The sequence below is a fragment of the Hyphomicrobium sp. GJ21 genome, assembly GCF_001006785.1.
Taxonomy (GTDB): Bacteria; Pseudomonadota; Alphaproteobacteria; order Rhizobiales; family Hyphomicrobiaceae; genus Hyphomicrobium_B.
Genome location: NZ_CDHO01000002.1, coordinates 1,076,053 through 1,096,735, shown reverse-complemented (window position 1 = coordinate 1,096,735; position 20,683 = coordinate 1,076,053). Strand labels below are relative to the sequence as shown.

The window sequence follows — 20,683 nt, the reverse complement described above, 5'->3', positions numbered from 1 at the left end:
CGATCCTTTCGCGCTGTCGACGCTCGCAGCGGGCGGCGTCTTCGCCCGGATGCAGATTACGAACTGTTAACGTGACTGACATCCTGCGGTAATCCCGGCTCCATTACCTGTCATCGGCAAGCCTACAAGGGCCGATTTCAGTTTGGAGATCCAAGGGATGATGTTCCCCAATCGCGCGCCAAAGATTGCTACCTCTCGTATTACGAAAATTGCTCCGTCTTTCGTGGCGCTCGCCGCCGTCGCGACGGCGGGATTTGGCTATTTCATTCCGTCCTACACGGTCCGGGCCGACACCAATGCCGCCCAAACGATCGAAACGCCGATGGGCCGCGCTCCGCTTTCCTTCGCGGATCTCGTCGAGCGCGTGAAGCCGGCGGTCGTGTCGGTGTCGGTCGTCAATGACGGCGGCGCCTCGAAATTGGCCGAGAACAAGAAGAACGATAAATTCGACAAGCGAGGCGGCGGCAACTTCAACATGCCAGACCTTCCTCCAGATCATCCGCTGCACGATTTCTTCAAGAATCTGCCGAAGGATTTCGGTCAGCAGGAAGAGCGTCCGAAGATCGTTCAAGGCCAGGGGTCGGGATTCGTCATCTCGCCCGACGGCTATGTTGTTACGAATAATCACGTGATCGATGGCGCGACGAAGATTGTCATTACCTTCGATAACGATGACACGAAGTATGAAGCGAAGCTCGTCGGAGCCGATCAGCGGACCGACGTTGCGCTGCTCAAAATCGACAGCACAAAGACGTTTCCGGCTGTGAAGTTCTCGACCAAGGCGCCGCGCGTCGGCGATTGGGCACTGGCGGTCGGCAATCCCTTCGGTCTTGGCGGTACGGTGACGGCCGGTATCGTGTCAGCACTGGCGCGCGATATCGGATCGGGACCGTATGACTACATGCAGATCGACGCTGCCGTGAACCGCGGCAACTCGGGCGGTCCGACCTTCAACCTCGATGGCGACGTGATCGGCGTCAATACGGCGATCTTCTCTCCGTCGGGCGGCAACGTCGGCATCGCGTTCGACATTCCTGCCAAGACGGTGTCTGAGGTCGTGACGCAGCTCAAGGCGACCGGAACGGTCAAGCGCGGCTGGCTCGGCGTCAAGATTCAGAATGTCGACGAAGATACGGCTGCGAGCCTTGGCTTGAACGAGGCGCACGGCGCGCTGGTCAGCGAAGTCACTGCGAACGGCCCGGCCGCGGCTGCCGGTATCAAGACGCAGGACGCGATCCTGCAGGTCAACGATGCCAAGGTCGCCGATAGCCGTGATCTGGCACGCAAGATCGCGGAGCTGTCTCCGGACTCGCCCGTCAACATCAAGGTCTGGCGCAACAACGCCGAGAAGGTGATCAACGTCAAACTCGGACTCTTCCCGAAGAACGCTGAAGCTTTGATGGGTGGCGACAACGACCAGAACGACAACAACAGCAACAAGGAAGACAGCAAGCCTTCGCAGACGGAACTGAGCCAGCTTGGCGTGACGCTGATGCCGGCGCGCTCCGGTTCGAACCAGGAGGGTGTTGTCATCGCCGAGGTCGATCCGTCATCGGACGCCGCCGAGAAGGGGCTCAAGGCCGGTGATGTGATCCTCGAGGTCTCCGGCGAAACCGTTAAGACGCCTGACGACGTGTCGGCCGGGGTGAAGAAAGCCCAGGGCCTGCAGCGCAAAGCCGTGCTTCTGCACATCAAATCGTCAGATCAGAAACGGTTTGTGGCCGTTCAGCTGTCCACCAAGAAGGGCTGAGGTTAACGCCATGGCAAGCTCGGGCAGCCCCGTCAACCACACGACGGGGCTGCCTCGACGTTTGGACGCCGGCCAGCTAAACAGTAGTTCGATAGACGGCCAGGATCAGAAAAACGCCATGCGCGTGCTCGTAATCGAAGACGACAGGGAAACGGCGCAGTTCCTTCAGAAGTCTTTGAAAGAGAATGGGCACACAGCCGATCTCGCCGGCGACGGCGAAGCCGGGCTGGCGCTTGCGACGGACGGCGCTTACGACGTGCTGATCGTCGATCGCATGCTGCCGCTTCTCGACGGGCTTTCGGTCATCAAGTCTCTGCGCGCCGAGGGCAACCGCACGCCGGTTCTCATTCTTTCAGCGCTTGGCGAAGTCGACGATCGCGTCAAAGGTCTGCGCGCTGGCGGCGATGATTATCTAACGAAGCCCTACGCCTATTCCGAATTGCTGGCGCGCGTTGAGGCGCTTGGACGGCGCACGGCGCCGGAAGAGCAGCAGACGCGCATTTCCGTCGGCGATCTTGTGCTCGATAGGCTGTCCCATCGCGTGACGCGTAGCGGCGAGCACATTCTTCTGCAGCCGCGCGAATATCGCCTGCTCGAATATCTGATGCAGCACGCGGGGCAGGTCGTGACGCGCACGATGCTGCTCGAGCATGTCTGGGACTATCACTTCGATCCGCAAACGAACGTCATCGACGTGCATGTCTCGCGGCTGCGCGCCAAGATCGACAAGAATTTCGACAAGCCGCTGCTGCACACGGTTCGGGGCGCAGGATATACGATCCGTGACGGCCCTGCTTGAACGCGTCGCGAAGGCGGCATCGACAACGGCATTCGGATTGAGCGCGGCGGCGGTGGCCTTCTTTCTTCTCGCCGCGGCCTTCGTCGTCGGATTCCTGTTCTGGCAGACCAATAATCTTCTGACCAATCAAGTCCTCGGCGTGCTGACGGCCGAAGCCCGGATCATGGCGTCGGAGATGAAAGCCGGTGGCCGACCGAAGCTTGCCGAGACGGTCAGCGCGATGTCACGACTGCAGGGCGCCGGGCTTTATTATCTCTCCGACGAGAACGGCGTGAAGATCGCGGGCAACCTGAACCGCATACCGCCAGAACTGGTCGAAAACGCACGCGGCGGCGTGTTCAATTATCAGCCGGCAGCTGAAACGGGCAATGCGCACGCGCATCTCGCTGTCGCCATTCCGGTCGAACTTGGCCCTGAAGTCCGCCTGATTGTCGGGCGCGATATCGAAGATCAGCGCGCCTTCGCGGATTCGATCCGCGTGGCGTTTCTGCTCGGTTTCGGCATTCTGTCGGTTGCGGGTCTGATCGGCGGATTGGCCGTCAGCCGTCTCATTCTCAACCGCATGGACGCGATTACGGCGACAAGCCGGTCGATCATCGACGGCGATCTCACGCGTCGTATTCCGACGAGCGGCGGAAACGGCGAACTCGATAAGCTGGCCGGAAACCTCAACGAGATGCTCGACCGCATCGAAGGCTTGATGAGCGGGCTGCGTGAAGTTTCCGACAACATCGCGCACGATCTCAAGACGCCGATCAATCGTCTTCGCAACTCGGCAGAGGCGGCGTTGCGCGATCCGCGTGGTGCGGAAGCTTACCGCGAAGGGCTGGAACGCACGATCGAGAAATCGGACGAGCTGATTAAAACGTTCAACGCGCTGCTTCTGATCGCGCGCCTGGAGGCGGGGCCGCTCGAGGACAGCGTCGAGACGTTCGATCTCGGGCGCTTCGTCGAGGACGTGACGGAACTCTACATGCCGGCGGCCGAGGAGGCGGGCTTCGCGTTATCGATCGAAGCCGAGAAGGACGTCTGCGTTCGCGCCAACCGTCAGCTGATCGGGCAGGCGGTGGCCAATCTGATCGACAATGCGATCAAATATTCGCGTGCCGGCGAACCGGGCAGCGCCATCACAGTTCGCGCCTACCGGCAGAACGGCCGGCCGGCGTTTTCGGTTGGGGATCATGGTCCCGGCATCGCGGCTGAGGACCGGGAACGGGCGCTCAAGCGGTTCGTGCGTCTCGAGGCCAGCCGCACGCAGCCGGGAACGGGTCTCGGCCTCAGCCTCGTCGCGGCGGTGGCGCGGTTGCATCATGGAGAAGTTCGGCTCGAGGACAACCATCCTGGCCTCAAGGTCGTGGTGCTGTTGTCCGGGAAATGCTTGACGTCAGTTTTGCCCGGCGGCGTCAGCACGCCTAGTGACGTGGCGGCCGGTGTTGCGGCACAATAAGCGCATGGATCAGCCCATCGAATCGAGCCTCGCCTCCCGCATCGTCGAAGCCCCGGTTTCCGCGCCTGATGGGCGGGGAGCGGAACGTCTGAGCTCGCTCGTGACGGAGGCGGAGGCCAATGCGCCCGCGCTCGCCGCGGTGCTTCGCGATCCGAAGGTCGCTGACTTGCTGCGCGGTACGTTCGATGGCTCGCTATTTTTGACGATGCTGGCGACGTTCGATCTGGAACGGCTCGGCCGCGTGCTGACACAGGCGCCTGAGGATCACTTCGCGGCGATGACGCGAGACCTCGCTCAGACCATGAGCGCGGTGCCAGACATGGCGGCAGCAAAAAAGGTTCTGCGGAAATACAAAACCGAAGTCGCGGTGCTGACGGCGCTTGCCGATCTCGGCGGCGTCTGGCCGGTGATGACGGTCACGCGTGTTTTGTCGGAATGCGCCGACGCAGCCGTCGCGGCCGCGGTTCGTTTCCTGTTTCGCAAGGCGACCGAGCAAGGCGTGTGGCAGCCGCCCGATGCTACCGCCCCCGAGCAGGGGTCCGGTTACTTCGTCCTCGCGATGGGCAAGCTCGGAGCCTTCGAACTCAACTATTCGAGCGATATCGATCTGATCGTTTTCTTCGACCGCGAGAAATCGCGTCTTGCAGGCTCCGGCGACCTGCAATCGTTTTTCGTTCGCCTGACGCGCGACCTCGTCGTGTTGCTCGATGAGCGGACGCCGGACGGCTACGTGTTTCGCACCGACCTTCGCCTGCGGCCCGATGCTGGGGCAACGCAGGTTGCGCTTTCGACGGCGGCCGCGCACGGTTATTACGAGACGGTTGGCCAGAACTGGGAACGCGCCGCGATGATCAAGGCGCGGCCGATAGGCGGCGACATCGACGCGGGCAACGATTTCCTCAGTGAGTTGTCGCCGTTCATCTGGCGCAAATATCTCGACTTCGCATCGATCTCCGACATCCATGCCATGAAGCGTCAGATTCATGCGTATCGCGAGATCGGTGGGATCACTGTTCCGGGGCAAAATCTGAAGCTTGGACGCGGCGGCATCCGCGAGATCGAATTCTTTGTCCAGACGCAGCAATTGATCGCGGGTGGTCGGCAACCGGATTTGCGCGTACGTGCGACGCTCGACGCGCTTGCGGCACTCGAGGAGCGGCGATGGGTGAAGGCGGGCTGCCGAGCCGAACTCGACGAAGCTTACCGCTATCTGCGCCGTCTCGAACATCGCGTGCAGATGGTTGCCGACGAGCAGACTCACGAGTTACCCGCGAACCCCGCGACGCTTGAGGCGTTCGCGCATTTCGCGGGGTATTCCGGCACGAACGAGCTGGCGACCGAGCTGACGGCAAATCTCGAAACGGTGGAACGGCACTATTCCGAACTGTTCGAGGATGCTCCGGCCTTGACCGGAGAAAGCTCGAACATGGTCTTCAGCGGTGCCGAAGACGACCCGCAGACGGCTGCTGAATTGAAGCGCCTTGGCTATTCGCAGCCTGCCCAAGTCCTCGCCATCGTTCGCGGATGGCATCACGGCCGGACCCCGTCGGTCAGGTCGCCGCGTGCCCGCGAGCGTCTGACGGAGGTCCAGCCGCTGCTGATCGCGGCTCTCGCCGATACGGTCGATCCCGATGCCGCGATCGCGAGCTTCGATCGTTTCCTGTCGGAATTGCCGGGCGGCGTGCAGTTCTTTTCGCTGCTCAAGGCGCAGCCGGGTTTGATCCGGCTTTTCGCGGACATCATGGGATCGGCGCCGCGTCTCGCGCATATCCTGTCGAAGCGGCGGCGTCTGCTCGATGCCGTGCTCGATCCGCATGTCCTCGGTAGCCGCCTGGATGAGGACGCGATCGACGAACTGCTGATCCGGTCGTTCGCGACGGCACGCGAGACAAGCACCGGCGATCCGATGCAGGAGGTGCTCGACACCGCACGTATCATCGGCAGCGAACAGAAGTTTCTTATCGGCGTCAGGGCGCTGACGGGAAGCATTTCGGCGGCGGGAGCAGGGCTCGCGTATGCCATCGTTGCGGAACGTCTGATCGCCGGGCTGCTGCGCGAAGTCAGCCGCCAGATGGAGGTCGAATACGGACGTGTGCCCGGCGGCTCCGCGGTCGTGATCGCGATGGGCAAGCTTGGCGGGCGCGAGATGACGGCGTCGTCCGATGTCGATCTCATTCTCGTTTACGATTTCGAGCGTGGCGCGGAACAGTCCGACGGGCCGCGTCCGCTCGCGCCGCAGCATTACTACACGCGACTGACGCAACGGCTGATCACGGCGCTCACCGCGCACACGGCGGAGGGTGCGCTCTATGACGTCGACATGCGTCTCCGGCCGTCGGGCCAGAAGGGTCCCGTCGCGACGCAGCTTTCGAGCTTTGCGAGCTATCAGGCGAATGAGGCGTGGACCTGGGAACACATGGCGCTGACGCGGGCGCGCGTGATCGCCGGTTCGCCGGAATTGTCAGCACGCGTTGAAACGGAAATCCGCAATGTCCTGACGGCGCCGCGCGATCGGGTGCGCATTGCGGGCGATATCCGCGACATGCGGAGCCGGATCGAAGCTGAAAAAGCGACAAGCGACATCTGGGACTTGAAACAGGTGCGCGGCGGGCTCGTCGATCTGGAGTTCATCGTCCAGCATCTGCAACTTGTGTTCGCCGCCAAGCATCCGCGCATTCTCGATCAGACGACGCTGGTGGCGCTGGATGTGGCGGCCTCCGAAGGTTTGATCCCGGTCGAGGAGCATCGCCGGCTGTCGGCGGCCGGGCAGCTTTTACACGATTTGACGCAAATTCTGCGCCTCACGCTCGAGGGGCCGTTTCATCCTGCTTCGGCTCCGAAAGGCTTGAAATCCCTGCTTGTACGGGCCGGCGAGGCCCAGTCTTTCGACGACTTGGAACGTAAGCTGAAAGACGCTCTCGCAGAGATCCGCGGTGCTTTCGACCGTCTGATCGTCTGACCGCCGCGGCAGCGACGGATCGTGCCGCCTATGGCGTTCCTATCATCGAATGATGCAAACTGGCGCCGAACCTTAACCTTGTGCGCCGAGCGGCAGTCGAAAGCCAGGTAGGCAGCGAAAAGCATGTCGAGGGGATACGTGGCGGCGATCAAGACCGACGGCAGCCCAGCCCGTCCGCGACCTGCGGGCGAAACCCGAAACGACGAGGCTGTCCTTGTCGCCGGGGCCGGTCAGGGCGACAGCCAAGCGTTCGGTGTGCTGATGGAAAGGCACCTCGGAACGATGGTGTCGGTGGCACGGCGGATGCTTCGCGACGATGCCGAAGCCGAAGATGTTGCGCAGGAGGCGTTCTTGCGGCTTTGGCGTTCGGGCGCGACGTTGGAGATCGGGCCGGCAGGAATTAGGCCGTGGCTGCGCCGTGTCGTTTCGAATTTGTGCCTCGACCGCGTTCGCGGGCAGGGGCGCGTGAAGGTGGTGGATGAATTGCCGGAGGTGCCGGAGCCGGCCAAGCAATTGGCCGCTCTCGAAAGTCAGGACGTTCAGCATCGCGTCGGCGACGCCATGCAGAAGCTTCCCGAGCGGCAACGTCTGGCGCTGACGCTCTTTCACTTCGAAGGGCTCAGCCAGATCGAGATTGGAAATATCCTCGGCGTTTCGGATGAGGCGGTGGAGTCGCTGCTGAGCCGGGCACGCAGGCAATTGAAGGCGGATTTGAAATCGGATTGGGAATCGCTGCGCAATGACAGCGAGCCCTGATATGCGGGAGACGGTGAGACAATGACACGGAACCTGAAGCCTGCAGGGCTTGATGGACTGGAGGCGGCGCTCGACACGTACGGCGCTGATCGCACGCGTTGGCCTGCGCCTCTCCGGCACGAATTGTCGGCCCTGATCGCCGACAGCAGCGAGGCACGAAAGATGCTTCGCGATGCGGAGCTTTTCGACACGCTCCTGGATCGCGCGCCGCAGTATGATGCCTCGCGTCTCGACGGTCTCAAGGAGCGGATTGCTTCGGCTGCGGCGCATCAGCCGCGCCTTGTCGTCACCCAGCCTCAGGCGTCGACGCCGCGGCCGGTTCCGCACCATCGTCAGGGTTGGGCCGTGACGGCGCTGGCGGCGTCACTTGTTCTTGGAGTTCTGGCGGGACAGTCGAGCGTCGTCAGTTCCCTTCTTGGGACGAATTCAGCGTACGCGTCACGTCAGGTCGCCCAAACCGATGATGCAGAGTTCTTGCTCGACGAGGATATGCTGTGACGGTCGACGGAAATCCGAGTGCTTCCAGACGTTCGCGTCTGCTCTATCCCGCGCTGATTGTCTCGCTGGCGCTGAATCTGCTTTTCATTGGTGGAATGGCTGCGGCGGCCTGGCATTTCAACAAGCGTCACGCGCGCGGCGAATTCGGCCTGCTGGCTTTTGCGCGGCAGTTGCCGCCGGAGCACCAGGACGCTTTCCGTAAGCAGGTTCTGGAAGCTCGCGCCTCACTCAAGGACGAGCGCGAAGCGGTTCGCAGCGCCTGGCTTGATGTCAATGCCATGCTGACCAGCGAGCCCTTCGACAAGGAAAAGCTGAAGACTGCGTTGGCGAAGCTCAGGGAGACTGAAGGTCAATTCAGAGCCGGCCTAAACAACTCGTTCGCAGAGATTGCCGAGAGCGTCACGCCCGAAGAACGCAAGCTCCTGCAGGCATGGCGCGATAAGCGCAAGCCCAACTTTCTCAGGCGCGGCGATATCGAACCTCACAAGGCCGATGGCGACATAAAATCTGACTGAAACCGCACACTTAAAAGCGGCCGCCGTCTCGAAGAGCTTGCCTGCGGTTCAGGCGCGTCCCGAGAACAGGTCATTCTGGGTCGCTGCAATGAATTGCACGGACCAAGAGCGAACACCTTCAGGTGTGTTGCTGATCCGAAGCTCGGCATTCGAGAGCTCGCACAGCGTCCGTGCGAGGATCATGGGGAAGTCGTCGTCGATTGCGGCGCTGGTGCATTCCTGACCAGACAATTTGATTGAGAGTTCGGCGGTGTCGTTCGAGGTTCGCACATCGATGCGGACGACCGCGCCCGAGCAGGCATTGCGCGACGCTTGAGCCAAAAGGTTAATTAGCATCTGCCGAACAGCCTGAGCGTCGCCGATGACAGCGAGGTCGGCATCGACATCACAATCGATCGTGATGGCGCGAGCTTCGAGATCGCAGGCGGCAAACGCGCAGGCCTCATCGACGATGAATTTGAGCTGGCAGGACTGCGGCGTTCCCTTGCGAGAGGGGGCCGTCAGCAGGGCCGTAATGGCTAGGGCGTCTTCCGCCGATTTCAACAGTACGCGGCCGCTGGCATGGATGTCGCGAGCATAGTCGCCGTAGGCGCTCGATCCGAGGGGGCCGAAGACTTCCTTCGACATCAGTTCGGAAAAGCCGAGAACCGCATTCAAGGGGGTGCGAAGTTCGTGGCTCATGTGAGCGGTCAGTTTCGCCCAGGCAGCGCGGTCGAGGCCTGCATTTGACTGAGGCTCGGCAAGGAGTTCGGTGAATCGGGCAGCTTCGGGTTTGTGGGCGGCTTTGATCTGGCCCGTCGAGGCGTCCGACGTCTCTCCGGAGCACAGGATGAGTGCACCCGCCAGCCCCGCGCCAGCTACGAGCAGTATTGTTCCCAGCGATTGCGAATCAATGTTCAGGACAGCAATGCCGATCGCCGTCAGCAGAGCGGATACCATCAGCAGCGGGGTGCGCCGGATATCGCGGCGGCTTGCCTGTAGCAGGGCCCGGGGCAGCGCGTGCGCGCGCGTCCGGTCTGCGGTCAAGCTGGCAAAGTTCCCCCGTTGAGGAACGGACCAAGTCCGCGCCATCTTCCAATTCCCCTGCCGAATTTTGTAAGTGCCCCAATCCTGGCCGGAACCGAATCGGTCCCGCGTGCCATTGATTCGACAATCACCGATTTGCGACTCACCTGTCGAGGGAGAAAAAATCGGCAGAGAATCAAATCTCGAAAGCGTGGCATTGAGCAAAATCATGACGCCATGTTTGGCGTCGCGAGTTAGTCCTCAAGCATGCGGGAGACGATCTCGCGGCAGTCACGCGAGAGGTGCGTGGCGTCTGCAACTCGCTTCAAGGCGGCTTTTGCCCGGTTTTTGCGTTTCGGCTCGAGCGAGCGGTAGCTTCGGAATGCCCCGAGCATGCGCGATGCGACCTGCGGATTGAGGGCGTCGATCGCTAAAACTTTCTCGGCGAGGAAATCGTATCCCGCGCCGTCGGCCCTGTTGAATTGCAACGGATTGCCCATCGCGAATGCGCCAATCAATGCTCTGACCTTGTTCGGGGTCGTGATCTTGAAGAGGGGATGCGCGCAAAGGGCTTTGACGTCATCCAGTGTTTCGGCGCGGGGCGACTGCGCCTGCGCTGAGAACCACGTGTCGATCACGAGATGATCGTCTTTCCAGCGCTCGAAGAAGTGCTGAATGACGCTCTCGCGCGCCGGCGCGTCCACCCCGGCGATGAGGACCAGAGCGTGCGCCGCGTCCGTCATGTTCGAGGATTTGCGATAGTGCGTTTCGAGGCGAGCGTAATCTTCGTCCGTTCCGCGCATCGTCATCAGCGACAGTGCTGCGTTCCTCAGTGCACGCCGTCCAGCACTTTTGGCGTCGGGTGAAAATTTTCGACCGTTCGAGGTGCGGGCATAAACGTCGTCCAGCGTGTCGGCGAGCTTTTCGGCAACCGCGCCGCTGAAGGCGCGATGCGCTTCGAAGATCGCGGCGTGATCGACGCGGGCGGCCTTCTCGCGCGATACGTCGGAAACGGAGGGGAGTTTCAGAAGCTCGGCCTTGTAGGCGTCGTCGAGGTCAGGATTGCGAAGTGCGTGCTCCAGCGCTGCGGCGAACTTTGCTGCCTTGGAGGCGACAAGCGGCTTTGGCCGTTTTGCGTCGAGCAAGGTCAGGATGCTCCGCGAGGCGTACTTGTTGCTCGCCTGCCAGCGATTGAAGAGGTCGCTGTCGTGATGCATCGTGAAGGCGAGATCGTCGTCCGAGAGCGCGATCGTGACATTGACCGGCGCCGAGAAATTCCTGAGCAGCGAAGGAACGGGGCGCGAGGTGACGTTGCCAAAACGAAACTTTGTCGTGCGGTCGGTGACGGCGAGAACGCCTGGACGGATTTCCTCACCCTCTTCGACGGTGAAATCCATTTCGTTGCCGTTTTCGCCGAGGAGGGCGATTGCCAGCGGCACGAACTGCGGCTGCTTCTTGGCCTTGCCGTGTGAGGGCTTCAGCGTCTGATGCACAGTGAGCTCGGCGGCTTTCTTGCGGCGGTCGAACGTCAGATCGCAGACAAGTTCGGGCGTGCCGCTTTGCGTGTACCAGCGCATGAATTGTGAAAAGTCGAGATCGCTCACGTCGGCGAAGCACGCGACGAAATCTTCGATGGTGACGGCCTGTCCGTCGTGGCGCTCGAAATAGAGATCCATCCCGGCGCGGAATTTTTCGCGCCCGAGGATCGTCTCGATCATGCGCACGACTTCGGCGCCTTTTTCGTAGACGGTCGCCGTATAGAAATTGTTGATCTCGATGTAGGTGTCCGGTCGCACGGGATGCGAGAGCGGGCCTTGATCCTCAGGGAATTGCAGGGCGCGCAGTTGGCGAACGTCGGTGATGCGCTGAACTGTGCGGCTGCGGCTTTCGGCGGAAAATTCCTGATCGCGATAGACGGTCAGACCTTCCTTGAGACAGAGCTGGAACCAGTCGCGGCACGTGATGCGGTTGCCGGTCCAGTTGTGAAAATACTCGTGCGCGACGACGCTTTCGATCGATTCGTAAGTCGTGTCCGTTGCCGTTTCCGCGGACGCGAGGATCAGGCGGTCGTTGAAGATGTTGAGGCCTTTGTTCTCCATCGCGCCCATGTTGAAATCGGACACGGCGACGATGTTGAAGACGTCGAGATCGTATTCGCGGCCGAAGCGGGTTTCGTCCCACCGCATCGAGCGCTTGAGAGAATCCATCGCCCAATGCGCGCGCGCTTCCTTGCCATGCTCAACGTAGATGCCGAGATCGACCTTGCGGCCCGACTTGGTCGTAAAGGTCGAATCCAGCAGCGCGAGATCGCCGCCGACGATTGCGAACAGGTAAGACGGCTTCGGATGCGGATCGTGCCAAACGGCGTAGTGACGCTTGCGGCCAGGCAGCGTGCCACGCGCGACCGGATTGCCGTTGGCGAGCAGAATTGGCGCGGTTGCGATGTCAGCTTCGAGGCGCACGGTGTAGCGCGCGAGAACATCCGGCCGGTCGAGGAAATAGGTGATGCGGCGGAAGCCCTGCGCTTCGCATTGCGAGCAATAGACGCCGCGCGACAGATAGATTCCCTGGAGCGCCGTGTTTTTCTCGGGATTTACGATCGTCGTCACTTCAAGCGTAAACGGCTCTTTTGGCGGCGACGCGATCGTCAGGCCGGTGTCGTCGATCGCGTAGGCGGGGCGACGCAGCTTCTTGCCGTTGAGCGAAATGCTTTCGAGATGCAGCAATTCGCCGTCGAGTCTCAGCGGCGCTTTAGCGGCGTTTTTCGACTGCGGATTGCGGCGGATCGACAGTTTCGAGACGACGCGCGTTTTTGTCGGATCGAGCGCGATGTCGAGGTTGACGGTATCGATCAGGTATTCGGGCGCGCGGTAATCAGCGAGAAGAACTGGCTTAGGATGTTCTGATTTCATGTGCGCCCCGGCGCCGGCAATTGCTTCGGATTGGGTTCGCCGGACGATCAAGGCGACAATAACTAATCGTCCGGCGAATGGCTATCCCGCGAACTCAGCCGAGGCGGCGACGGAATTCATCGTAGCCGAATGCGCGGAGTACGGTGCACGTGTTATCTTCGTTCAAGACCGCGAGGTCCGGCAAAGGCACGCCGTTGAACGTGTTATTCTTGACGAAGGAATATTGCATCATGTCGGTGAAGACGAGCCGGTCGCCCGGCTTCAGCGGCCGGTCGAAGGAATATTCGCCGATGATGTCTCCGGTCATGCAGGTTTTGCCGCCGAGAATATAGGAGTGCGGTTTTTCGCCGGGTGCACCGGCGCCGACGATCGAGGGTGTGTAGGGGACTTCGAGCACGTCCGGCATATGCGTTGACGCCGAAGCGTCGAGGATCGCGATGTCTTTCTCGTTGTGATGAAGATCGAGGACGGTCGCGACCAGATAGCCCGCATCGACGACGTGACCCGCGCCGGGCTCAAGAATGACCTCGACATTGAACTCGCGCCGGAATGCCTTGATCGCCGCGATCAGTTTCTGGATGTCGTATCCCGGCTTGTTGATGAAATGGCCGCCGCCGAAGTTCACCGCATCGACACGGCGGATATAGTCCGGAAATGCGCGTGCGACGTGTTCGATGAGGCCGACCGATCCGGCGTCGCCGGATTCGCAGAGCGAATGCGCGTGAAGGATACCGACGTGCTCCCAGTGTACGCGGTCGAGCATCTCGTGCGTCGCGCCGAAGCGCGAGTAGGGTGCGCACGGATCGTAAAGCGCGCCGCCGAGCGTGGCGTTGGAGTAGCCGGGATTGATGCGGAGGCCGACGCTGACGTTCGGATGCGCTTTCAAAGTCGCGAGATTTTTTTCGATCTGCTCCGGCGAGTTGAAATAGATGTGCTGCGCCAGCTTTGTCAGACGTTCGACTTCGCCCGGTGCATAGGCCGGCGAATAGACGTGCACTTCCTTGCCGAATTCCTCGTGGCCGAGGCGGGCTTCGTACTCGCCGCTGGCCGTCGTGCCGTCGAGCACTTCGCGCATCACGGGGAAGGCTGCGGGGAGCGCGAAGGCCTTCGTCGCGAGCAAAATCTTGCAACCGGCTTCGCGCTTGATCTCAGCCGCGCGCGCGAGGTTGCGCTTGAGCGCCGCCATGTCGAGCACGTACGACGGCGTTGCGATGCTCTGCACCCAATCCGACGACTGCACCAGAAGCTCTGAGGTCTCTGCCAATCCTGCCACCAATTCGAGTTCGAACTCGCGCTAATTCGTAACGCGAACGGGGCCGGCGGTCGTGCCGGGCCATTTGTAGACGAACGTCAGATACGCGAGCGCCAGATAGATCGCGCCAAACGCCAATGCACCGAGCCCTGCCGACGCTTCGTAAAGGCTCAAGCCGTATAGCCAGGGCGGTCGGACATCTCCGAAATTGTCGATGTCCGTCGCCCGCGCCGCCAACTTCGCCCAGGCGTGATCGGTGCCGATCAGGAGACCGTTCAAGCCTGCCGTCACGGCGCCCATGAAGGCCAAGCCGCACGACAGCAGCGCGAACGCGAGAAGCCGAAGGAACAGCGGCGCTTCGCGCAGAAACAGCCAGAGCCCGGCGATGTAAGCCGAAATCATTCCGAAGCTAACGGACACGACCGAGATGACGAGCCCGGTCACGTCGTTGCGAACGCTGAGAATGTCGGCTTCGCTCATCAGGTCTCGACGGCAAAGAGCTTCTTCTGATCGTGTTTCTCGATCTCTTCCACGTGCCACGGCAGGCCCTGCTTGCCAAGCTCTTCCAGGAACGGCACGGGCGGCAACTGCTCGACGTTGAACACGCCTTTACCCTTCCATTCCTTGCGGAACATCATGATGGCGCCGACGACGGGCGGCACGCCGGTGGTGTAGGACACGGCCTGCGCGCCGACTTCCTTGTTGGTCTCGGCGTGGTCGCAGACGTTCCAGATCATGTAGCGCTTTTTCTTGCCCTTCTTTTCGCCTTTCAGCACGACACCGATCGACGTTTTGCCGGTGTAGTTCTCGGCAAGCGACGACGGCTCCGGCAGGAGCGATTTCAGGAATTCCATCGGAATGACGGGGTTGCCCTTGTACATGACGGGATCGATGCGCGTCATGCCGACGTTCTCGAGCACTTCGAGGTGCTTGATGTAGTTGTCGGAGAACGTCATCCAGAAGCGGATCTGCTCCAGGCCCTTGATGTTCTCGACGAGGCTTTCCTCTTCCTCGTGATAGATCAGGTAAGACTTGACCGGCCCGACTTCCGGATAGTCGATCATTGTCGAAATCGACAGCGGGTCGATCTCGATCCATTCGCCGTTCTTCCAGTATTTGCCGCGCTGGGTCACTTCGCGGAGATTGATCTCCGGATTGAAATTGGTCGCGAAGGCCTTGCCGTGGCTGCCGGCGTTGCAGTCGATGATGTCGATGGTGTGAATCTCGTCGAAGAGCTTTTCCTGCGCATAGGCGCAGAAGATGTTCGTGACGCCGGGATCGAAACCGCAGCCGAGAACGGCCATCAGGCCCTTGGCCTTGAACTTATCGTGGTAAGGCCACTGATATTTGTACGTGAATTTCGCCTCTTCGCGCGGCTCGTAGTTCGCCGTGTCCATGTAGTTGACGCCGGCTTCGAGGCAGGCGTCCATGATCGGCAGATCCTGGTAGGGAAGCGCCATGTTGATCACGAGGTCGGGCTTGACCTTGTTGAGAAGCTCCACCGTCTCCGCGACGTTGTCGGCATCGACCTGCGAGATATCGATCGGCGAGACGCACTCGGCCTTGACCTTCTTGCAGCTTTCGATGCGGCGCGAGGCAAGATGGATCTTCTTGAAAACGTCGCGGTTCATCGCGCATTTTTTCGCAACGACCGAACCCGCCGCGCCAGCCCCGATGATGAGTACGTTGTCCACTCGCCCGCTCCTGTTTTGATCCGCCGCCTGGGCGGCATCGCTGGGGGCCGGAAATAGGGCACGTCGGCGGGTATTTCAATACTAATTCAAAGACGTTAGCCGATTGGGCGAGAGCTGCGGGAGCGTTCCGGCGCGGCGGGCGCCGATTATGACAGTGCAAATGCTTTCGGCGGCTCACTTCTTGGCGTCGATGGGGACGAAACCATTGCGGTTCGGCATCTCAACCTTCGGTAAAGAGAGTGCGTCCATTTCATCGCTTTCTGAGATGATCTTATTGGCCGCGAGAAGATAAGCCGTCAGCGCATACAGTTCATCGGACGACAGAGAGCCCGGGGCCGAAGGCGGCATAGCGCGCCGGACAAAATCGAAGATCGTCGTTGCGTAGGGCCAGTACGATCCGATGGCCTTGTTCGGGTGACCGGCGGTCGGCGGCGTCGGGCCGCTGACGAGGTCTTCCGCCGTTGCGCCTTGACCTTGGTCGCCGTGACAGCTTGCACATTTCTGTAGGTAGAGAACTCGGCCCTCTTTCGCCGTGCCGTGGCCGGGAGGCAAACCGCGGCCGTCCGGAAAGACCGTGATGTCCCATTTGGCAACGTCAGCCTTCGACATCGGCGTTCCGAGTTGTGGCGCTTGCGCGCGACTTTGAGCCTGCGCGTCAGTCGCTATGACCACGCATGCAAGACACATGAAGAGCTTTGTGAGGCTAGGCGTAGACATGGCTGACTGCCCCGTCCTCGTCGACGGCCCAGCTTACGATGGCATTGTAGTGGAAATAGCCGTTGCGCCCGCGTTCCTTGATAAGAACGTCGCGTTCGGGCTGCACGTAGCCGGTTTCATCGGTTGCCCTGCTCTTGAGAATTGCGGGCTGCCCGCTCCAATGCCAAGGCATGCGGAAGCGCGTGAAGCAGCGTGTCATCACCGGCTCATCGAGAAGGGCTTCCGCCCATGACTTACCGGCGTCCGCCGAGACTTCGACTTTGACGATCTTGCCACGTCCGCTCCATGCGAGGCCGCGAATCTGATAGACGTCCGGACCTTCCAGGGTTTGGCCGTGCGACGGCGATGTGATCAGCGATTTCGCGTCCATCACGAATGTGAACATTCGCGCGATGCCTGAGGGAAGCAACTCGGTGTACTTCGCTGTTTCGTTGCGTGTCATGGAGGGCTGGTCGGTGACGTGTAATCGCCGAAGCCATTTGACATTCGTGATGCCCTCCCAGCCCGGCACGATCAGACGGACAGGATAGCCATTTTCTGGCCGCAGACGCTCGCCGTTTTGATAGAGCCCGACGATGGCATCATCCATGAGTTTCGATAGCGGCAGGCTGACGTTTAAAAGATTGGCATCGGCGCCCTCTGCGATGACCCAGGATGCGCCTTCATCGACGCCCGCTTCGTCAAGGAGAATGGACAGCGGTACGCCCGTCCATTCCGAGCACGAGACGAGACCATGAAACGATCCGACGGGGCGCTGTATCGGTTCCTCATGCCAGCCGGCGTTGCTGTTGCCGCCGCATTCGATGAACAAAAACTGCGACCGCATCGGATAACGGAGAAGGTTTTCGATCGTGAACATAAGTTCCCGACGGACGCGGCCGTGGATCACGAGGCGGTGCTGCTTCGGGTCGATATCAGGCACGCCGTTATGGTGGCGCTCGAAATGCAATCCGCTCGGCGTGACGATGCCTTCGAGATCTTCGAGAGGCGTCCAAGAGACGCCATCGCCAGCGGGTTCGCGATTGCCTCCGATGTTGCGCACGACGTATTTTTCGTATTTCGACGGCGTGCCGTAGCTGGTGAACGGGCCACCTGTTCGGTGTAGCCAAGCCGGATCGGCCAAGTCCTCAGCATGCGCCGGTTTCGCGGCGTCTCCTCGCGCGGGTTCGGCGGTCGCCGCCGCGGCGACCGCAAAGAGTGCGCCGCGCTTAAGCAAAAGGCGGCGGTCTAAAAGACCACCGCCTGCAATTGGTGTCAGATCACTGTCTGAAAATTTACCGGTCATGGACCGTGGGCGCGACAGTTACGATTGGCTCGGTGTGGACTTGCCGTTGAAGGCCATGCCCTCGGAATCTTCCGCGTGCACGCTCATCACGTCGGTCGGATTGCCCTGATACGAAAACCGGAAGTGCGGATTCTCGCTGATCGAAATTCCGCCCGTCATCGTGAAGACGAGTTTGTCGCCGGTGCGAACCTCGATCTTGTCGACAAAATGCGCCGGCGTGTAGAGGCCCGTCACCTGATCCATTTGCAATCCGGAATTGTTGGGATGCCGGATCATGACCTCGGCTTCCTGGACGGCTGCCGCTTCAGGATCTTTGAAGGCCGTTCGGATCTTCATCTTGCCCATCGATTTCGCGGCTTCCTCGGCATCTTTCGAAGCCGGCGCCGAGCAGCCGCCCGAGGCCTTCACAAAGCTCGATGTCATGTAGAGCTTGCCGTCGGCCGTCTCGGCGATGGCGCGCACATCGGAATATTGATCGATACGGACGCGTGTCGCGAGAACCCGTTCGCCGGTCCCGGCTGCATCGCCGTAGTTGAATGTTGCGACGATGGGCGAAGGATTCTTGTCGATGACCAACGTCAGCGATTTGACGTCCTTCGCGAACTCGGCAGGGAGGCGGATGGTGATCGGCACCGTCGAGGCGTCTTCGGCGCGATAAGGCGTCTCGAGCTTCACTTTTCCGGCGCCGTCCAGGAGATCGCGGCTGCCGAAGGTGGCGCTTTTAATTCCGTCCCAAATGGCTGTGTCGTCGGCAGCGCGCGAGTTCGGCGCTGCAAACGCCAGCGCCATGCCAAGCAGTGCCAATGTTGCCGACCGGATCGCTATGCTGCGCATGCTACCTCTTTGTCCAGGATAGAGATCGCCAAGCAAACGGTCCTTGGCGTTTGCCAAATCTTCCCAATTCTACACCAGCATGTTGTGCAAGTCATCCGCTACGCAAGATGCGCGCGGCCTCACTGCAATATATAGGTGGTTGCTATACTCGTTCAAAATCAACGGGTTGTGGAATTGCGGCAGGTTTTCTCACGCAATCGTCGGGCTTCGGCGAACTTTTGAGGCCGAAAGGCGAGGCGCTGCCGCCAACAAATTGCGCAGCATCCGGACGAGGCGCGAGGCTGGACCTTTCTTGCCGCACTGAATGTTGATGCGTGCGCCCTCGAACAGTAGAAACACTTCGTCGGCGAGAAGCTCGGGTTCGCGGTAGCGCGCCGACTTGAACAACTTCACCAGATTGGCGCGCTTACGGCTCTTGTAAGCCTCGATTACGGCCCGTGCGGGATGCTCGGCGTCGAGCTCGACGGCCGCATTGGCGATGGCGCAGCCGCGTTCGAGCTTATTGGTCAGGACATCCTCGACGTAATCGACCCAGGCATCAAGGCACTTTTCCGGGTTCCCGGAGTTCTCGGAAATAATGCGCTCCCAGACTTCGTCGCCTTCGTCTGCGAGCCGTTTGATATAGGCGACGATCAAATCGTCCTTTGATTTGAAATGCCTATAGAGCGTCATTTTATTGGTAAGAGCGGTCTCGGCGATGGCATCGACCCCAACGGGGTGGAGGCCGTACCGGTAAAAAAGGTCGCGCGCCGCAACCATGATCCGCTCTCGGGGCGGCAGTTCCGCGAGCTCCGGAGAGCCGTCCATGCGCAATCTGTTGATCTGCAGTGTGTTCATGGCCCCTTGACGAGGATGTTACCGGTCGGTACCTACGCGTTACCGATCGGTAACAAGTATCACGACTCGCAGTTCCTTGTCATTTGCTTCTTTGGCAACGCAGCCCTTGGCCTGCGAGAGTTCACTCCATGCGGCGATAGGTATGGGGCGCCGTCAACGAAAAAAACGCATCTGGCGCTCCGGCAATGATGCAGCCACCGGCAAAGTTAGACAGACGGAGATTCAAGCTGTTTACGAGATCCGCCATCATCGCAACGTCGACGCTGCTGGTCGCCTTCGGTCTGTCCGGATGTGGCGAGGAGAAGTCGAATGCGCAGACGGCCGCCGCTCCCCCCGCGCCCGTCGTGACAGTTGCCAAGCCCGTGAAAAAGCTCGTTTCGGATTACGACGAGTATGTCGGCCGTTTCATTGCTGTCGATTTCGTCGAGGTTCGTGCGCGTGTCTCAGGCTATCTCGATAAAATTCATTTCACCGACGGCCAGATGGTGAAAGCGGGCGATCCGCTGTTCACGATCGATCGCCGCCCATTCCAGGCTGCGCTCGATCAGTCGAAAGCCGCGGTTTCGCAGGCGCAGGCGAACCTTGCCTTCGCGCAAGCCGATTTAAAGCGCGGCGAAAGTCTCGTGCGCGGCACGACGATCACGCAACAGACCTTGGATCAACGCGTGCAAACGATGCGCGTCGCGGAAGCCAACGTGACGGCGCAGGAGGCGGCAACGCGCCAGGCGCAGCTCGATCTCGATTTCACCGAGCTTGCCGCTCCGATTTCGGGGCGCATCGGCGATCGCCGCGTTTCGACGGGCAATCTCGTCAGCGGAGGCTCCGCGGGTACGACGACGCTTCTTGCGACGATCGTTTCCGTCGATCCGATCCGGTTCGAATTCACGATGGATGAGCAGTCCTATCTCCGTTACTTGCGCGCGGCGTCGGGAGCGCAGGCGAACTCCATTGATCGCGGCATGACCCTGCCCGTGTCGCTGAAGCTCATCGACGAGCAGGATTTCAAGCACAACGGCAAGATTGATTTCGTGGACAACGTCATCGACCGAGCGTCGGGGACAATCCGTGGGCGCGCCGTGTTCGCGAACGCCGATGGCAAGCTGACGCCCGGAATGTTCGGCCGCATCCGGCTTTCGGCATCTCCGCCGGCCGAGGCTCTGCTCGTGCCTGATACCGCGATCGGCACCGAACAGGTACGCAAGTATGTTCTCGCTGTCGGCAAGGACGATGTCGCGACGCCGAAGTACGTGACGCTCGGTCCGGTCGTCGATGGCCTCAGGGTCATCACCGCAGGCCTTGCGGCGGATGACACCGTCATCGTCAATGGCCTGATGCGTGTGCGTCCGGGCGTCAAGGTCGCTCCTCAACAGGCGACAGCCGAAGCAGCGACGGCGAAGGACCAGTCGGTCCGCACCAACTGAAC

Annotated in this window: 17 protein-coding genes; 8 read left to right on the top strand and 9 right to left on the bottom strand. The window is 60.9% G+C overall.

The genetic code is table 11. The features are described 5' to 3' along the window. Window positions 1-157 precede the first annotated feature (157 nt). The 7 genes from HYPGJ_RS08105 (at window position 158) to HYPGJ_RS08075 (ending at window position 8,724) form a co-directional block, all read left to right on the top strand. Window positions 158-1,750, top strand: coding sequence for a Do family serine endopeptidase (locus HYPGJ_RS08105; protein WP_046846634.1), 1,593 nt, complete (start codon window positions 158-160; stop codon window positions 1,748-1,750). 118 nt (window positions 1,751-1,868) lie between these two features. After that, the gene (locus HYPGJ_RS08100; protein ID WP_046846633.1) at window positions 1,869-2,549 is read left to right on the top strand and encodes a response regulator transcription factor; all 681 of its coding nucleotides are present in this window, start codon (window positions 1,869-1,871) and stop codon (window positions 2,547-2,549) included. Beyond that, complete coding sequence (locus tag HYPGJ_RS08095; RefSeq protein WP_046846632.1) at window positions 2,533-3,996, top strand: ATP-binding protein; 1,464 nt, start codon at window positions 2,533-2,535, stop codon at window positions 3,994-3,996. Before HYPGJ_RS08100 ends, HYPGJ_RS08095 begins: the two co-directional genes overlap by 17 nt. Before the next feature lie 4 nt (window positions 3,997-4,000). Next, entirely contained in the window at window positions 4,001-6,955 is a 2,955-nt protein-coding gene (locus tag HYPGJ_RS08090; RefSeq protein ID WP_244466041.1) for a bifunctional [glutamine synthetase] adenylyltransferase/[glutamine synthetase]-adenylyl-L-tyrosine phosphorylase, read from the top strand. Window positions 6,956-7,078: 123 nt separating this feature from the next. Beyond that, complete coding sequence (locus HYPGJ_RS08085) at window positions 7,079-7,711, top strand: sigma-70 family RNA polymerase sigma factor (RefSeq protein WP_046846631.1); 633 nt, start codon at window positions 7,079-7,081, stop codon at window positions 7,709-7,711. A 21-nt stretch (window positions 7,712-7,732) separates the two neighbouring features. Further along, entirely contained in the window at window positions 7,733-8,209 is a 477-nt protein-coding gene (locus HYPGJ_RS08080; RefSeq protein WP_046846630.1) for a hypothetical protein, read from the top strand. Then, a complete protein-coding gene (locus HYPGJ_RS08075; RefSeq protein WP_046846629.1) occupies window positions 8,206-8,724 on the top strand; it encodes a periplasmic heavy metal sensor in 519 nt (172 codons plus the stop codon). The genes HYPGJ_RS08080 and HYPGJ_RS08075 overlap by 4 nt, the downstream gene beginning before the upstream one ends. Window positions 8,725-8,772: 48 nt before the next feature. Here HYPGJ_RS08075 and HYPGJ_RS08070 read toward each other — a convergent pair whose 3' ends face one another. The 9 genes from HYPGJ_RS08070 to HYPGJ_RS08030 all read right to left on the bottom strand — a co-directional run bounded on the left by HYPGJ_RS08070 (window position 8,773) and on the right by HYPGJ_RS08030 (window position 19,260). Next, the gene (locus tag HYPGJ_RS08070; RefSeq protein ID WP_244466040.1) at window positions 8,773-9,750 is read right to left on the bottom strand and encodes a HAMP domain-containing sensor histidine kinase; all 978 of its coding nucleotides are present in this window, start codon (window positions 9,748-9,750) and stop codon (window positions 8,773-8,775) included. Between the two features lie 233 nt (window positions 9,751-9,983). Continuing rightward, window positions 9,984-12,641 carry an aminopeptidase N gene (gene pepN, locus HYPGJ_RS08065; RefSeq protein ID WP_046846628.1) on the bottom strand — a complete coding sequence of 886 codons (2,658 nt, stop codon included), beginning with the start codon at window positions 12,639-12,641 and terminating at the stop codon, window positions 9,984-9,986. 94 nt (window positions 12,642-12,735) lie between these two features. After that, window positions 12,736-13,914, bottom strand: coding sequence for a carboxynorspermidine decarboxylase (nspC, locus tag HYPGJ_RS08060; protein WP_244466039.1), 1,179 nt, complete (start codon window positions 13,912-13,914; stop codon window positions 12,736-12,738). A 21-nt stretch (window positions 13,915-13,935) separates the two neighbouring features. After that, the gene (locus HYPGJ_RS08055) at window positions 13,936-14,373 is read right to left on the bottom strand and encodes a hypothetical protein (protein ID WP_046846626.1); all 438 of its coding nucleotides are present in this window, start codon (window positions 14,371-14,373) and stop codon (window positions 13,936-13,938) included. Then, window positions 14,373-15,587, bottom strand: a complete 1,215-nt coding sequence (locus tag HYPGJ_RS08050) for a saccharopine dehydrogenase family protein (RefSeq protein WP_046846625.1) — start codon at window positions 15,585-15,587, stop codon at window positions 14,373-14,375. Before HYPGJ_RS08050 ends, HYPGJ_RS08055 begins: the two co-directional genes overlap by 1 nt. A 174-nt stretch (window positions 15,588-15,761) precedes the next feature. After that, entirely contained in the window at window positions 15,762-16,196 is a 435-nt protein-coding gene (locus tag HYPGJ_RS08045) for a cytochrome c (RefSeq protein ID WP_244466038.1), read from the bottom strand. A gap of 94 nt (window positions 16,197-16,290) precedes the next feature. Next, complete coding sequence (gene soxC, locus HYPGJ_RS08040) at window positions 16,291-17,589, bottom strand: sulfite dehydrogenase (RefSeq protein ID WP_046846623.1); 1,299 nt, start codon at window positions 17,587-17,589, stop codon at window positions 16,291-16,293. Window positions 17,590-17,607: 18 nt separating this feature from the next. Continuing rightward, entirely contained in the window at window positions 17,608-18,423 is an 816-nt protein-coding gene (locus tag HYPGJ_RS08035) for a quinoprotein dehydrogenase-associated SoxYZ-like carrier (protein ID WP_046846622.1), read from the bottom strand. A 189-nt stretch (window positions 18,424-18,612) separates the two neighbouring features. Then, window positions 18,613-19,260, bottom strand: a complete 648-nt coding sequence (locus HYPGJ_RS08030) for a TetR/AcrR family transcriptional regulator (RefSeq protein ID WP_052750833.1) — start codon at window positions 19,258-19,260, stop codon at window positions 18,613-18,615. Window positions 19,261-19,445: 185 nt separating this feature from the next. Here HYPGJ_RS08030 and HYPGJ_RS08025 point away from each other — a divergent pair, with 185 nt between their 5' ends. Then, a complete protein-coding gene (locus HYPGJ_RS08025; RefSeq protein ID WP_244466037.1) occupies window positions 19,446-20,681 on the top strand; it encodes an efflux RND transporter periplasmic adaptor subunit in 1,236 nt (411 codons plus the stop codon). The last annotated feature ends 2 nt before the right edge of the window (window positions 20,682-20,683 follow it).

Excerpts from the sequence above, each read along its gene's own strand:
- HYPGJ_RS08055 (WP_046846626.1), bottom strand. The coding sequence starts at position 14,373 with ATGAGCGAAGCCGACATTCTCAGCGTTCGCAACGACGTGACCGGGCTC.
- HYPGJ_RS08030 (WP_052750833.1), bottom strand. The coding sequence starts at position 19,260 with ATGAACACACTGCAGATCAACAGATTGCGCATGGACGGCTCTCCGGAG.
- HYPGJ_RS08025 (WP_244466037.1), top strand. The coding sequence starts at position 19,446 with ATGATGCAGCCACCGGCAAAGTTAGACAGACGGAGATTCAAGCTGTTT.
- HYPGJ_RS08080 (WP_046846630.1), top strand. The coding sequence starts at position 7,733 with ATGACACGGAACCTGAAGCCTGCAGGGCTTGATGGACTGGAGGCGGCG.
- HYPGJ_RS08035 (WP_046846622.1), bottom strand. The coding sequence starts at position 18,423 with ATGCGCAGCATAGCGATCCGGTCGGCAACATTGGCACTGCTTGGCATG.
- HYPGJ_RS08105 (WP_046846634.1), top strand. The coding sequence starts at position 158 with ATGATGTTCCCCAATCGCGCGCCAAAGATTGCTACCTCTCGTATTACG.
- HYPGJ_RS08090 (WP_244466041.1), top strand. The coding sequence starts at position 4,001 with ATGGATCAGCCCATCGAATCGAGCCTCGCCTCCCGCATCGTCGAAGCC.
- soxC (WP_046846623.1), bottom strand. The coding sequence starts at position 17,589 with ATGACCGGTAAATTTTCAGACAGTGATCTGACACCAATTGCAGGCGGT.
- pepN (WP_046846628.1), bottom strand. The coding sequence starts at position 12,641 with ATGAAATCAGAACATCCTAAGCCAGTTCTTCTCGCTGATTACCGCGCG.
- HYPGJ_RS08045 (WP_244466038.1), bottom strand. The coding sequence starts at position 16,196 with ATGTCGAAGGCTGACGTTGCCAAATGGGACATCACGGTCTTTCCGGAC.
- HYPGJ_RS08085 (WP_046846631.1), top strand. The coding sequence starts at position 7,079 with ATGTCGAGGGGATACGTGGCGGCGATCAAGACCGACGGCAGCCCAGCC.
- HYPGJ_RS08100 (WP_046846633.1), top strand. The coding sequence starts at position 1,869 with ATGCGCGTGCTCGTAATCGAAGACGACAGGGAAACGGCGCAGTTCCTT.